Genomic DNA, 12840 nt, shown 5'->3' with positions numbered 1-12840 from the left:
GTGGTGACGTTTGGCGGGGTTCACTCCGGTGCGGAGGTGTCGCACTCAGGTGAGTTCGACTGCCTCGAGCGTCGCTCCCGCGTCCTGTAGCCGCCGGGTGAGCACCTCGCCCATCGCTGCGGCCGGGGTGAGTACACCGGTCAAGGGGGACAGGCGATCCCGTTCGAGCGCCAACGACAGGGCACTCTCGCCGAGCATCACCGCGGTGGCCTTGTAGCCGGGGTCGCCCGACATCCGCATCGTCGAGCGGTAGCGGCGGCCGCTGGGGGTGGTGGTATACGTCTCGGTGACAAAAGAACCCTTCTCGCGGGCCTTTTCGCTCGGTCCCTCGCCCGGCTTGGGTAGCAGTCGGTCGAGGAGCTTGCGGGTCGGCCCGAAACTCATGGCGCCCAAAAAGACTCCGGTCCCGACCGCGACCGCTCCGGCGGTCACCGTGGACACACCCGGAATCCGGCCGACCGACATCGTCTCGGCGTAGTGGAAGTCCTCGCCGTAGGCGTTGTCCAACAACGCGTTGGTGCGCCGCACGATGCGGGTATTGGACGCGGCCATGAAGAACGGGGCCAGAGTGCCGCTCATCGACGGATCCACCTTCTTGGCCGAGATCATCGACATGTCGCTGGGTTCGGACTTGATGGCCGGCCGCGGCGTGTTGCCGGGCTCCCCGGACAGCGAATGCGGGTTGAGCACCAGGCGACGGGTCTCGGCGTTGCGCGACTCTTCGGCCATCACCCGCACCGAATCGAAGGTGCCGCCGGAGATGCCGCCCTTGAATGACTTGACCACGAAGGTGGTGTCGGTGAGCTCACCGGCGTTGTCGTCGGCGATCTTTTTGTACAGCAGGTACACACCGAGATCCGACGGCACGGAATCGAAGCCGCAGGAGTGCACGATCCGCGCGCCGGTGGCCTGCGCGGTCTCGTGTGCCTTGTTGATGGAGTAGTGCACGAACGGCGCCTCGCCGGTGAGGTCCACGTAGTCGGTGCCGGCGCTCGCGGCGGCCACCACCAGCGCCTCGCCGTAGCGCAGGTATGGGCCGACGGTGGTGCACACCACGCGGGTGCGGGCGACCATCGCGTCCAGCGAACTCGGCGACGACGAATCGGCGACGATCAGCGGCCAGTCGTGGGCGCGTGCGGGTAGTCGTTTGCGGGTGGCGGCCAGTTTGGTCTCCGACCGGCCGGCCAGCGCCACCTTGGTGCCGCGTGGCGCGTGCTCGGCCAGATAGCGGGCGGTGAGTTCGCCGACGAAGCCGGTCGCACCGAACACGACGACATCGAACTCGCGGGCACTGGTCGAATTGGGCTCCCCGTTCATGGTCTCGACTCTAGACAGCCGACCGGAACGGGTCGAGGGCCGACCGGCGCGTATCTCACTGCGGTGCCGGCAACCGCCCGCGACAACTATTGTCTCGGGTGACCGCTGAGACTGCAGCTGTAACTCACGAGGCGAGTCGTCGGGCGGCTGCGCGGGCCGCGAACGGGGCGACGAACAGCATCAGCAACACCCGCAGGATCTGCGCGGCCACCACGAACGCGACGTTGCCGCCGGCGGCGGTCGCCGCGGCGAGCACCGCGTAGATGCCGCCCGGGGTGGTGGCTAGGTAGCAGTCGAACATCGACTCGCCGGTCCACACCGACAGCAGCACTCCCAGCAGCGCGCAGCCGACGCCGATCGCGAGGATCAGCACCAACGCGGCCGGCAGCACTCGGCCGATGGCCCGTAGGCGGTCCATCGTGAAGCCGAGGCCGGCCTGCCAGCCGATGATCGCGTAGGCGACGGTGAGCAGGATCGTGGAGACCGCGGCGTCGCCGGCCAGGCCGGTGAGTTCGGCGACGGTGGCCAGCGCCATCGGACCGAGGAGCCCAGCCGCGGGCAGCCGGACCAGTCGTCCGACGGGGATGCCGATACCCAAGCACACCGCCAGCAGTACGAGGCCCCACCCCTGATCGGTGGCGCTCGGCGGCGCCTCGTGCACCGCCGTCGACTGTGCGTCGAACACCAGCGAGGCCACCAGCGGGATGGTGATGGTGACCAGCGCGACCCGCAGGTACTGGATCACCGCGACCATGCGTTCGTCGCCGCCGAACTCGCGGGTCAATGCGACGAGCCCGGACGCCCCACCTGCGACGAGCGCCAGCGAACCGGTGAGCGGGTCGACGAGGCGGTGCAGGCCCAACATCGCGCCACCGGCCACCGACAGCGCGAGTGTGCCGAGGCCGATCACCAGCACCGGGAACCACGACGACCCGAGCCCCGACAGCGTCTCGGGCTCGGCCATGGTGCCGATGAACACACCGAGCACACCCTGGGCGGTGTGCATGATCGGCCGCGGGATGGCCGGTGGATCGGTGTCTTCCGGGTCGTCGTCGGTGGTGTCACGCGACCTGCGCAACGGTGGCGCGAATCCGGCGATCGCCAGCATCCCGGCGACGACGAGCGCCGCGAACAACGCCGCGGCGTCCACATCGAGAAGTTCGAGAAGATACGTCGCGGCTGCGGTCAGGACGGCCAGCAGTATCCAACGACGCACTCGGTCGAGGATATGGGGTGGTCTCGATCTCGACGAGCTCGATCCGGCGGATACGCCTCGTCGCAGGCTCCTCGGCTACTCCTTGGATCGAGTAGTAACGAACGAAGTGAGTTACGTGTCGAGATCGACCAGCGGTCGTCAGCCGGTGATCGAGTAGCCGCGAACGAAGTGAGTGGCGTATCCGCCGGATCGAGCTTGTCGAGATCGAGATCACTTGTGGCTAGCCCACTTGCGCGACGCCGAGACTCATCGCTGCCATCGGTTTGGGGGTGTGTTCCTCGTAGAAGGTGTCCAGGGTGGTGATGGTGAGGCCGGCGTCGCGCAGGGCGGCCGGGATGTCGCGGGTGAGGTGGCAACCGCCGGCGACGCGTTTCTGGATCGGCTCGAGTCGTCGCTGCCACTTACGGACCGACTCGTCGGGAGCGTTGCCGTGCTCGAGGAAGTGCAGGGTGCCGCCGTCCTTCACGACGCGCTTGACCTCGGCGAGTGCGGCGGCGAGATCGGGGATGGTGCACAGGGTGTAGGTGCTCAGGGCCGCGTCGAAGGTGTCGTCGTCGAAGGGGAGTCGTTGACCGTCGAGTCCGGCCCGTTCGATCGGCACGGGCGAGGCGTAGACGCGGTCGGCGGCGATCTTCCACCCGGTGTTGGATGGTTCGATCGCCGCGACCCGCGTGACGGCTTCCGGATAGAACGGCACGTTGAGGCCCGAGCCGAAGCCGAGCTCGACCACTTCTCCCGACAAGCCCGCGCAGGTGCGGCTGCGCAGCGGCAGGGTGTCCTTCATGCCGCAGGTGATGTTGATCAGGTACGGCAGGATTCTGTCCTCGTAGAAGCCCATGACTCCATGGTGCGCCGATGACGTGACGGGCACCATGTCCTTACGCCGTGCGTAGGAGATCGGGTGTCGTCCTAGGCTGGAGGGATGAATCCCTCGACTCTGCAGGCGCGTGTGATCGTCGACGAGATGATCCGCTGCGGCGTGACCGAGGCCGTGCTGTGCCCGGGTTCGCGTAACGCCCCGTTGGCGTTCGCCCTGCACGCGGCCGACGTCGCGGGTCGACTTCGGCTGCATGTGCGAATCGACGAACGGTCGGCGGGGTTCTTGGCGCTCGGATTGGCGGTGTCGTCGGGGCAGCCTGTGCCGATCGTAATGACCAGCGGCACCGCGGTGGCAAACATGGGTCCGGCGGTGTTCGAGGCCAATTACGCCCGCGTGCCGCTGGTGGTGGTCAGCGCCAACCGGCCTTACGAGCTGCTGGGTTCGGGCGCGAACCAGACAGTCGAACAGTTCGGCATCTTCGGCACCCAGGTGCGTGCGGCCATCAGCCTCGGTCTGGCCGAACAGGATCTCGACACCAACAGTCAGTGGCGCTCGGCCGTCGGCCGTGTGCTCGCGGCGGCTCGCGGTGCGCGCACCGGCAACGCGGGCCCGGTGCAGTTCGACATCCCGCTGCGCGAACCGCTCGTCCCGGACGCCACCGACGATGATCTGGGTGCCTTCGCCGGGCGGCCCGAGGGCCTGCCATGGACGCAGGCGCCCGTCGGCAAGCTCGACGTCCCGCTGCCCATCGACCTCTCGTTGGACACGGTGGTGGTCTCCGGGCACGGCTCGGGTGTGCATCCGGCGCTCGCCGGCATTCCGACCGTCGCCGAACCGACCGCACCGCACGCCGACACGCCGCTGCACCCGTTGGCGTTGGACTCCATCCACCCGCAGCAGGCGATCATCTGCGGGCGGCCGACACTGCATCGCGGGGTGTCGCGCCTGCTGGCCGACCCGAATGTGACGGTGTATGCACTCACCACCGGCCCACGTTGGCCCGATGTGTCCGGCAACGTCTACGCCACCGGCACCCGCGTGCAGCCGACCGGCGAGCCGCGCGAGGAGTGGCTCAAGGAGTGCGCCGACGTGCAGGAACGGGTGCTGGGGGCGGTCGACGCGGAACTCGACGGCATGCTCGACGACCCGGCCGCCACCACCGGACTGCATGTCGCGCGGGTGGTGAGTGCGGCGATGCGGCCCGGCGATCAGCTCGTCGTCGGCGCCAGCAACCCCATCCGAGACGTCGCGCTGGCCGGCCGGGTGACCGACGGGGTGCGCGTGCTGTCCAACCGGGGCGTCGCCGGGATCGACGGCACCAACTCGACGGCCATCGGTGCGGCGCTCGCGCTGGACCGGTCGTCGCCGGGTGCGCACACCATCGCGCTGATGGGGGACCTCACCTTCATTCACGACGCCACCGGTCTGGTCATCGGACCGGGCGAGCCGCGGCCGTCCTCGTTGCGGATCGTCGTCGCCAACGATGACGGCGGCGGCATTTTCGGTCTGCTCGAGCAGGGCGATCCGCGCTACAACACAGGCGCCTATTCGGGTGCCTACGAGCGGGTCTTCGGCACGCCGCATTCCGCCGACCTGGCATCCTTGTGCGCCGGATTCCACGTGCCGCACCGGCGGGTGTCGATCGGCGAGCTGTCGTCGGTGCTGGCCGAGGACGCGCCCGCGGGTGGTGTGGAAGTGATCGAGGTGCCCACCGACCGCGACCGCCTGCGCGCCGTGCACGCGGCGATCGCCGCGCGGTTGCGTTAGTTGCCGCGGCACGGTTGCGGTAGGGAGCAGGACGGCGGCGAGAAACTGCGGCGGCGCGGATGTTGGGAGGCGTCAACCTGGCAAGGGCTGATTGCCAAGTCCGTTCAAGGATGTCGCAATGCGGCTGATCCCCTCGGCAGTGGCGTCGTTGGTGCTCTTGATCCGGTTGGCAGCTGCGACGATACGCTGGCCAGTCGACTGCAATTCGTTGATTGTCGAGTCGAGTTCCGACCGCATGCTGTTGGCGAACGCCACGAGCGCAGGCCCCGTGGCAAAGCCGTCATTTCCGTCGGTCGCCGGTTGGGCAGAGTCGAATAGTGCTAACAGCCCAGCACGTGCCTCACCGGCTTCATTTTCGATGATGGCGCCAGCGTTCTTGACACCAGATGGATTGATGTCGATTCGGTCGGTCATCTCCTGCCTTCCGTACTTGCTGTCATCGCTAGCCGCTGCCGCACGGAAGCCCGCTCCCATCAACTCCGTGGTAGGGCGAAGACGGTGCATCGATGACGGTCACAATGCCATACAGCGCCAACCCAGCGGCGACGACGAGCATGGCGAGTGCGATCAGAACCAGCCATGTCGGTGGAGAACTCCGTGTCCACCCGGCCACGATCGCCGCACACGCAAGTATCGAGAGAACGATTGCCAGTCCCCCGAAAAGTGTTGCCGACGGAAGCGGTTGGAGGTCGCGACAACCAGCCTTCACGGCCTGCTCCACCCAAATGTCGCGTTCGTGTTGTAGCACAACAATACTGGCGAGCGCCGCTGCAATGGAGATCAGGGCCGTTGCAGCGGCTGGCAGCATAACCACTCGTGAGCTCTTGGTTCGGTCGTGATGCAGGGTCACCATGTCTCCTTTGGCCTGACGATCGTGATCGTTTGCGCGCCCTCGCCCTGTTCGATCATCGGGAGTCGATCCTGCACGCTGTAATTTGCTGCACCGGGGGTGTGCTGGGTGTACAGCACCTGACCGTCTGGCAGCACTCCTGTCACTACCGCTGCGTGGTGGCTGAAGTCGCCTGATTCATGTGGCTGCGCATAGTTGGAATAGACGACGTCTCCGGGCATCGCCTGATCCAAGCCGACTGTTTGCCCGCCGTTACTGAGGAAGAACTCCCGCTGGGCGTCAGAATTGAACCAAAGATGTCTAGCTCGTCGTTCTCAGCGTTTGCGATGGCAAACCGAACTGTCTCTACCGGGTCGTACCCGCGGCCGCTGTCGGTAAGTTCGCGTTTAACGTCCTTTGATAGGCCATCAAGATCGGCGAGCTCAACCGGCACCGCGCGTTTAAGTTGCAGCTGCTGCTCAGGTGTCAGCCCTGCCCACCAGCGCCGCACTTCCTCTGGCGGTTGGCCGTCCGGCAACAGGTTTCGCATCTCCTTCAAGGCTGCCTGCACCGCTTGCGCCTGTTTCTCGCGAGCAGTGTCCGATGACACGGAATCCGGGTCGACGCTACATGCGGTGATCGCGTCGAGACACGACCGGTCCGCCTGAGAAGCAGCCTCGACAGCGTCGTCGATCATGGACTGAGCCTCGTCTCGCCATAAAATCGCGCGGGAGTAGTCTTCGGCCGAAGTGTCATCGGGAACAGCGACCGTGCCGTTCTCATCTACGGTGAGATTTCTGGAGGTAGCGAAGGTGGTCGCAGACACCAGCATTCGTTGGGCGATACCGATCGCGTCTTCCAGAGTGTCGAGTGCTGTCGCAACCCCGCGCGCCAAGATTCCGGCGTTGACCATTCTACTGGCGCAGCTCGCCAAGGAATCGCGGGCTAGCGTGCCGGTGTGATCTGGCCAGTGATCCACCAACGGATCGACGCCGTTGGCATGAATGTTGTCTGCCGTGCGTTCCGCCTGTTTGCTGACGTCGAGGATGTCGTCAGCAGCAGACTCCCATAGGTTGGGTCGAGCATCGCGGAGCTCAGCAAACGTGACCATGACTTTTCCCCGGCGTCATATCAGATGTCTGGAATCGAACGACCCTGCGATTCCCCACGCAGTGTACGTCGCTGCTGATCACAACCATTAGTCTGTCATTCGTGAACCCGACCATCCTGCGCCGCACCCAGTACGTCTTGGTGCTGTTGGGCATGGTGGTCACCACGATGGCGTTGGTGCTGGTCGCCGGGTGTCACCGCAATGACGCACAGATCGACGAGAACATGGCGACGGTGATGGCCGACGTCGTCTCCGCCGACCGGCTGCACGCCGCAGTCAATTTCCAGACCCCGGACGGCGACTTCCACAGCCCCCGCCTCGGCCTGCTGTATCCCACCGAGCTGACGCAGGGCCAGCGGATCAGCGTCGAGTACGACGTCACCAACCCCGACCTGGCGCGGCCCGCAGGCCGCAGCTGGACTTTGGCCATCGTCCCGGCGCTGTCGATCATCGTCGTCGGTTGGCTGATCGTGGGTGTGGTGATGGTGTTGCTTGCCGAGATCAACCGGCGGCGCAACGCTCGGCGCGCCCGGGCCGAGTCCGATCACGACGAGCCGGATCAGGACGAGATGACCGAACGTTCGGAACCCGAGACCAGCAACGCCTGATCGTCGGCGAGCATTCGCAACGTGAACCGGCTGCCGTAACGGATGCGCAGCTCGTCGACGACCGCGCGGCCGGACACGATGCCGTCGGCGTGCGGCACGATCACCTCGTCGATCCAGCCCAGGCCCGTCGTCGACGTGAGATCTGGTGCTTCGGTTGGATCGTCGAGCAGGCCGAGCGGTTCGATGTCGGCGCCGACGACGCAGGCCCCGGCGCTGGCACCCAGATACAGCATCCCGGCGTGGACTCGGTCGGTGAGCAGGCGGTCGACACCGGTGCGGCGCAGGACGGAGAGCAGGTGGAACACGTTGCCGCCGGAGACGAAGACGGCGTCCACATCGTCGAGCGCGGCCGCGGTCTCCGATGCGGACAGGATTTCGAGTTCGATGTCGGTGACGGTGAACCCCTGCTCGCGCAGCGTCCTGCGGTCGAGGTCCACCCAGGCGCGGTCGGGGTAGATCGACGACGCGGTGGGGATGAACCCGATCCGCGCGCCACCGCGGCCGGTGACGAATTCGGGAACGGCACCCAGCCAGCGACTGAGCAACAACAGGTCGGCCACGTCTGAAGTGTGCCCGACGCCCGGGGAAACAACCGAGGGCGCCGTGTCGGATGCGTTCACCCGATCTTCGGGACGTGGTCACGTGTTCGGACCAACCGCGCAAGACGCCGGGCGGAGGATGGCGGCATGCGGGTCGCGATCGTCGCCGAGAGTTTCCTGCCGCAGATGAACGGAGTCGTCAATTCCGTCCTGCGGGTGGTCGACCACCTCGAACGCACCGGACACCATGTCGTGGTGATCGCGCCGGACACACCGCGTGGCGAGCTGTCGGCGCCGCGGATGGTGGGCCGCAGCACCCCGGTGCACCTGGTGCCGTCGGTGATGGTGCCCAAGGTGACGTCGCTGCCGATCGGTGTGCCCACCCCGGCGCTGTACCGGGCGTTGCGTGACGTCGAGCCCGACGTGGTGCACCTGGCGTCGCCGTTCGTGATCGGCGCGGCCGGTGCCGTCGCCGCGCGCCGGCTCGATGTCCCGACCGTGGCAGTGTTCCAGACCGACGTGGCCGGGTTCGCCGCCAGCTACGGCCTGGCCATCACCTCACGCTTGGCCTGGCGCTACACCCGCCGGCTGCACGAGATGTGCGACCGTACCCTGGCGCCGTCCACCGAGACGATGAAAGACCTTGGCCAGCGGGGTGTTCCGCGGTTGTTCCGGTGGGGTAGGGGTGTCGACATCGAACAGTTCGATCCGGCGCACACCGACCCCGACCTCCGCGCGGCCTGGGCCGGCGGCGGTCGGCTCGTCGTCGGGTTCGTCGGACGATTGGCGCCGGAGAAACACGTGGAACGACTCGCCGCCGTGGCCCACGATCCGTCCGTGCAACTGGTCGTCGTCGGCGACGGGCCCGAACAGTCCCGGCTGGCGACGCTGATGCCCAACGCGGTGTTCACCGGGGAGCTGCGCGGCGCCGCGCTGGCCAGGGCTTATGCGAGTTTCGACGTCTTCACCCACGCGGGTGAGCACGAGACGTTCTGCCAGACCATCCAGGAGGCCATGGCCAGCGGCCTGCCGGTGGTGGGCCCCGATGCAGGCGGGCCGCGCGACCTGGTGTCGCAGTTCCGCACCGGTTATCTGCTGCCGCCCGACCAGTTCACCGAGCGGCTGCCGGCGGTGATCGATGTCCTGCGGGACGCGACGTTGCGGGCGGAGATGGGTCGGGCCGCGCTGAGCGCGGTGCGGGCGCGGACCTGGCCGGCGGTGTGCGACGAACTGCTGGGTCACTACCGCGCGGTGACCGGACTCGACGAGGTGCGGACCCTCGCAGGTTGAGTCCCGCCGGGTAGCGTGGTCCCCATGGAATCCGGCTCGCAGGATCGCGCAACTCTGGACAAGGATCCGGCCGAGGTCGCCGCGATGTTCGACGGCGTAGCGAAGCGCTACGACCGCACCAACACCGTCCTCTCGTTCGGCCAGGACCGCGGCTGGCGGCGCAAGACCCGCAAGGCCCTGGACCTGCGACCCGGCGACATCGTGCTCGACCTGGCCGCCGGGACCGCGGTGTCGACCGTCGAACTCGGGACGTCGGGGGCGCACTGCATTGCGGCCGATTTCTCCCTGGGCATGCTGAAGGCCGGTGCGCACCGCGACGTGCCGAAGGTGGCCGCCGATGCGATGTCGCTGCCTTTCGCCGACGAATCATTCGACGCGGCAACGATTTCGTTCGGCCTGCGCAATGTCCACGATGTGCCGACGGCGTTATCGGAGTTGCGGCGGGTACTCAAACCCGGTGGCCGGCTGGTGATCTGCGAGTTCTCGACTCCCACCTTCCGTGCCTTCCGCACGGTCTACATGGAGTATCTGATGAAGGCGCTGCCCGCCGTTGCAACCAAGGTGTCCAGCAACCCGGCCGCGTATGTCTATCTCGCAGAATCGATTCGGGCATGGCCGGACCAGCCGCATTTGGCGGCATTGATCCGGATGGCCGGTTTCACCGACGTGGCGTGGCAGAATCTGACCGGCGGTATCGCGGCGATTCATTCGGCGGTGCGCTGACCCTTCGTGACTTGCGGGTCGACGGTCGCCACCGCCGACAACCCGTGCGGCACCGGACATCCCGGGGCAAACGTGCCCAACTCCTCGATACGGTATCCGCGCGGATAGCCGCACACCTGCGTCATCTCCCGACCGTACAGCGGTTCGGAACGAGGTCGCGCGCCGAACCGGATCGCCAGGCCGCGTGCTCTCAGTCCACCGCGCACAGCATTACGTTCGAGCGCCGTGGGCTTCGGGTAGCCGAACGCCTCGAGTAGCCGATCATCCATGAGCGCGAACGACATCCGGCGCACCACGGCACGCGGCAACAGTCGGTAGGGCAGGAAGGTGCCCAACAGATCCAGGGTCGCGTCGGCCACGGCGAGCGACTTCGGGCTGAACGCGAAATGGCGGCGCTCGTAGTCCTCGTAGAAGCGTTCGAAATCCGCGTAGGTCTCCGGGATGTCCTTGATGGCCATGTGCTTGCCGAGTCGGCGGTAATAGTTGGTGAGGCCGTCGATCTCGTGGTCGGTGAGCCTGCGCCATTCGTAATTATTGACCCACTGCACCGGGCACACCACGAACGTCGACAGCACGTAGAGCATGTCGTCGTTGGAGATGTCGTACATCGCGTGCATCTGATTGATCCGCCGAATACCCGCGCGGCCGGCGGGGCTGTCGAAGCCGTGCTCGATCGGGGCGTCGAGCAGCAGCACGGTGTCGTCGTAGCGTTTCTGCGTCTGTTCGGTGAACTGTCCGGTGGCGTAGAGCAATTCGCCGATCGACGGCACCGCGTACGTCCGGAACAGTGCGAAGCTCAGCGCCTGGGTGATACCCCACGGGAACTCTTGGGTGCCGAGCATGCGGGTGATGGCGACCGCGTCGTCGACGCGTGCGATCTCGCCGCGGTGGCGGTAGCGGGCGGCCGCCCGGTTCTGGATGGCGTCACGCGTGCGCTGCAGGGCGTTGGACATGCGTTGAAACATATCATTCATTTTGTTCCAAATGCGGGTGGCGTGATCTCGATACGGCTCCTCGCTGCGCTCGTCGCCTACTCGATCAGCAGGTGGTGTGGTTTCTCGGTGTGGTTGTCGTGTGCTCGATCAGCGGGTGGTGTGGTTTCTCGGTGTGGTTGTCGTGTGCTCGATCAGCGGGTGGTGTGGTTTCTCGGTGTGGTTGTCGTGTGCTCGATCAGCGGGTGGTGTGGTTGTCGTGCTCGGTTGGCGGTGGGGACGGAGACGGGGCCGGCTCAGCTGAACGGCGGGCGGTCGTCGATGCGGGTGGAGACCCGGCCGGCGGTGCGCCAGGCGCGCGCGACGAGGTCGGCGTCGTCGGGGGTGATGAGGTTGCCCATCACCCGCACGACCATCGACATCAGCCGGGCCGACCGGATGCCGGGGCGGCCGAGGGCCGGCACAGTCTGCGGCATGGTGAGCAGCCCGGCCAGGCGGCGGGCGGCGGAGAAGGCCAGACCGTAGTGCTCCACCAACAGGTCGCGCCATCGGGTGGTGTGGTCGGTGGAGTCGGCGAGGAGCTCGACGGCCAGCCGGCCGGTCTCCAGCGCGTAATCGATGCCTTCCCCGTTGAGCGGGTTCACGCAGGCCGCGGCGTCGCCGATGAGCATCCAGTTCGGTCCGGCAATGCCGGTGACGGCTCCGCCCATCGGCAGCAACGCGGAGGTGAGTAACTGTGGGGTGCCGGTGATGGCCCACTCGTCGCCGACCATCGCCGCGTAGTGCTCCAGGATCGGGCGCAGCGCCATGTGTGCCGGACGCTTCGCGGTGGCCAGCGCGCCGACACCGACGTTGAGCAGCCCGCCCGACAGCGGCAGCGGGCCGGGCGCGACGTCGCCGAGCGGGAACACCCAGCCGTAGCCGGGGAGCAGCTCGCCGTCGGGACCGCGTAGTTCCAGGTGCGAACCCATCCAGTGATCGTCGGCGCGACCCGACGGCACATACGCGCGGGCGGCGACGCCGTAGGCGGTCTCCCGATGCCACTCACGGCCGAGTTTCTTGCCCAATCCCGACCGCACCCCGTCGGCGACGATCACCTCATCCACCGCGATCGGCGTCCGGCCGGACTCGCCCTCGACGACGACCTCGGCGATCCGGTCACCGGTCATTGTGACGTCGACGGCCTTGGCGCCCTGCACCATTCGCGCTCCGCGGGATACCGCGAGAGCGCGGATGGCGTCGTCGAGCTCCATCCGCGACACGGCACTGCCGTAGGCCGGGAACCGGCCTGAGGGCCATCGGACCAACTGGTGGGCGCCCCACCCGTGCAGCGCGAGTCCGTCGATACGCGGGCGATGGGTGAGGAAATCTCCGAGACCGAGGTGACCGAGTTCGGCCACCGCGCGCGGGGTGAGACCGTCGCCGCAGGTCTTGTCGCGCGGGAACGTCGCAGCATCAAGCAGCACCACGTCGCGACCGGCGGCCGCGGCATACGCTGCGGCCGCGGAACCGCCCGGACCTGCGCCGACGACGAGGACGTCGGTGCGCTCGGGAACCGTGTGCCGGGCATCGAGCGGTGGGGAGTCGTCGCTACTCACCCGACCAGTATGTCGGGCCGCCACAACGACTAGGCTCGGCAGCACGGCAGCCGACCGATGGTGGTCGGTTGTAGAAGACGACGAGATGGA

13 protein-coding genes are annotated in these 12840 nt (G+C 67.1%); 4 read left to right on the top strand and 9 right to left on the bottom strand.

Annotation, left to right across the window (positions count from 1 at the left end):
- Positions 1–45 precede the first annotated feature (45 nt).
- The 3 genes from OSB52_RS14695 to OSB52_RS14685 form a co-directional block, all read right to left on the bottom strand.
- Entirely contained in the window at positions 46–1317 is a 1272-nt protein-coding gene (locus OSB52_RS14695) for a saccharopine dehydrogenase family protein (RefSeq protein ID WP_235724890.1), read from the bottom strand.
- A 124-nt stretch (positions 1318–1441) separates the two neighbouring features.
- Positions 1442–2533 (bottom strand): AbrB family transcriptional regulator, encoded by a 1092-nt coding sequence (locus OSB52_RS14690; protein WP_235724889.1) that lies wholly within the window; start codon positions 2531–2533, stop codon positions 1442–1444.
- 220 nt (positions 2534–2753) lie between these two features.
- Positions 2754–3371, bottom strand: a complete 618-nt coding sequence (locus OSB52_RS14685) for a class I SAM-dependent methyltransferase (RefSeq protein WP_266062458.1) — start codon at positions 3369–3371, stop codon at positions 2754–2756.
- 84 nt (positions 3372–3455) lie between these two features.
- Between OSB52_RS14685 and menD the strand changes: the two genes are divergently transcribed.
- On the top strand, positions 3456–5120 hold the full coding sequence (menD, locus tag OSB52_RS14680; RefSeq protein WP_266062457.1) for a 2-succinyl-5-enolpyruvyl-6-hydroxy-3-cyclohexene-1-carboxylic-acid synthase: 1665 nt from the start codon (positions 3456–3458) through the stop codon (positions 5118–5120).
- A 72-nt stretch (positions 5121–5192) separates the two neighbouring features.
- On the opposite strand, the gene OSB52_RS14675 is transcribed toward menD, so the two are convergent.
- From OSB52_RS14675 to OSB52_RS14665, 3 genes are all read right to left on the bottom strand, one after another.
- Positions 5193–5534 carry a hypothetical protein gene (locus tag OSB52_RS14675; protein ID WP_266062454.1) on the bottom strand — a complete coding sequence of 114 codons (342 nt, stop codon included), beginning with the start codon at positions 5532–5534 and terminating at the stop codon, positions 5193–5195.
- 28 nt (positions 5535–5562) lie between these two features.
- Positions 5563–5973, bottom strand: coding sequence for a hypothetical protein (locus tag OSB52_RS14670; RefSeq protein ID WP_266062452.1), 411 nt, complete (start codon positions 5971–5973; stop codon positions 5563–5565).
- A gap of 142 nt (positions 5974–6115) precedes the next feature.
- Positions 6116–7060 (bottom strand): hypothetical protein, encoded by a 945-nt coding sequence (locus OSB52_RS14665; protein WP_266062450.1) that lies wholly within the window; start codon positions 7058–7060, stop codon positions 6116–6118.
- 101 nt (positions 7061–7161) lie between these two features.
- Between OSB52_RS14665 and OSB52_RS14660 the strand changes: the two genes are divergently transcribed.
- On the top strand, positions 7162–7668 hold the full coding sequence (locus OSB52_RS14660) for a DUF3592 domain-containing protein (protein WP_266062449.1): 507 nt from the start codon (positions 7162–7164) through the stop codon (positions 7666–7668).
- Here the strand turns inward: OSB52_RS14660 and OSB52_RS14655 are convergent.
- The gene (locus tag OSB52_RS14655) at positions 7620–8228 is read right to left on the bottom strand and encodes a Type 1 glutamine amidotransferase-like domain-containing protein (protein WP_266062447.1); all 609 of its coding nucleotides are present in this window, start codon (positions 8226–8228) and stop codon (positions 7620–7622) included. The genes OSB52_RS14660 and OSB52_RS14655 overlap by 49 nt on opposite strands.
- Before the next feature lie 126 nt (positions 8229–8354).
- On the opposite strand from OSB52_RS14655, the gene OSB52_RS14650 reads away from it, so the two are divergent.
- Together OSB52_RS14650 and OSB52_RS14645 are read left to right on the top strand one after the other, a co-directional pair.
- The gene (locus tag OSB52_RS14650) at positions 8355–9497 is read left to right on the top strand and encodes a glycosyltransferase family 4 protein (protein WP_266062446.1); all 1143 of its coding nucleotides are present in this window, start codon (positions 8355–8357) and stop codon (positions 9495–9497) included.
- A 24-nt stretch (positions 9498–9521) separates the two neighbouring features.
- Positions 9522–10220, top strand: coding sequence for a demethylmenaquinone methyltransferase (locus OSB52_RS14645; RefSeq protein ID WP_235726325.1), 699 nt, complete (start codon positions 9522–9524; stop codon positions 10218–10220).
- Here OSB52_RS14645 and OSB52_RS14640 read toward each other — a convergent pair.
- Positions 10202–11173, bottom strand: a complete 972-nt coding sequence (locus tag OSB52_RS14640; RefSeq protein ID WP_266062443.1) for an oxygenase MpaB family protein — start codon at positions 11171–11173, stop codon at positions 10202–10204. The two genes, OSB52_RS14645 and OSB52_RS14640, sit on opposite strands and share 19 nt — an antisense overlap.
- Positions 11174–11448: 275 nt before the next feature.
- A complete protein-coding gene (locus tag OSB52_RS14635) occupies positions 11449–12750 on the bottom strand; it encodes a geranylgeranyl reductase family protein (protein WP_266062442.1) in 1302 nt (433 codons plus the stop codon).
- Positions 12751–12840 lie beyond the last annotated feature (90 nt).

Origin of the sequence: Gordonia aquimaris, assembly GCF_026262595.1 — a bacterium.
Taxonomy (GTDB): domain Bacteria; phylum Actinomycetota; class Actinomycetes; order Mycobacteriales; family Mycobacteriaceae; genus Gordonia; species Gordonia tangerina.
The sequence above is the reverse complement of the archived record's forward strand: the minus strand, read 5'-3'. Positions and strand labels throughout refer to the sequence as shown.

What these genes read in the sequence shown, in the direction of transcription:
- OSB52_RS14695 (WP_235724890.1), bottom strand. Translation starts at nt 1,317, where the DNA reads ATGAACGGGGAGCCCAATTCGACCAGTGCCCGCGAGTTCGATGTCGTC.
- OSB52_RS14685 (WP_266062458.1), bottom strand. Translation starts at nt 3,371, where the DNA reads ATGGGCTTCTACGAGGACAGAATCCTGCCGTACCTGATCAACATCACC.
- menD (WP_266062457.1), top strand. Translation starts at nt 3,456, where the DNA reads ATGAATCCCTCGACTCTGCAGGCGCGTGTGATCGTCGACGAGATGATC.
- OSB52_RS14675 (WP_266062454.1), bottom strand. Translation starts at nt 5,534, where the DNA reads ATGACCGACCGAATCGACATCAATCCATCTGGTGTCAAGAACGCTGGC.
- OSB52_RS14670 (WP_266062452.1), bottom strand. Translation starts at nt 5,973, where the DNA reads ATGGTGACCCTGCATCACGACCGAACCAAGAGCTCACGAGTGGTTATG.
- OSB52_RS14665 (WP_266062450.1), bottom strand. Translation starts at nt 7,060, where the DNA reads ATGGTCACGTTTGCTGAGCTCCGCGATGCTCGACCCAACCTATGGGAG.
- OSB52_RS14650 (WP_266062446.1), top strand. Translation starts at nt 8,355, where the DNA reads ATGCGGGTCGCGATCGTCGCCGAGAGTTTCCTGCCGCAGATGAACGGA.
- OSB52_RS14645 (WP_235726325.1), top strand. Translation starts at nt 9,522, where the DNA reads ATGGAATCCGGCTCGCAGGATCGCGCAACTCTGGACAAGGATCCGGCC.
- OSB52_RS14640 (WP_266062443.1), bottom strand. Translation starts at nt 11,173, where the DNA reads ATGTCCAACGCCCTGCAGCGCACGCGTGACGCCATCCAGAACCGGGCG.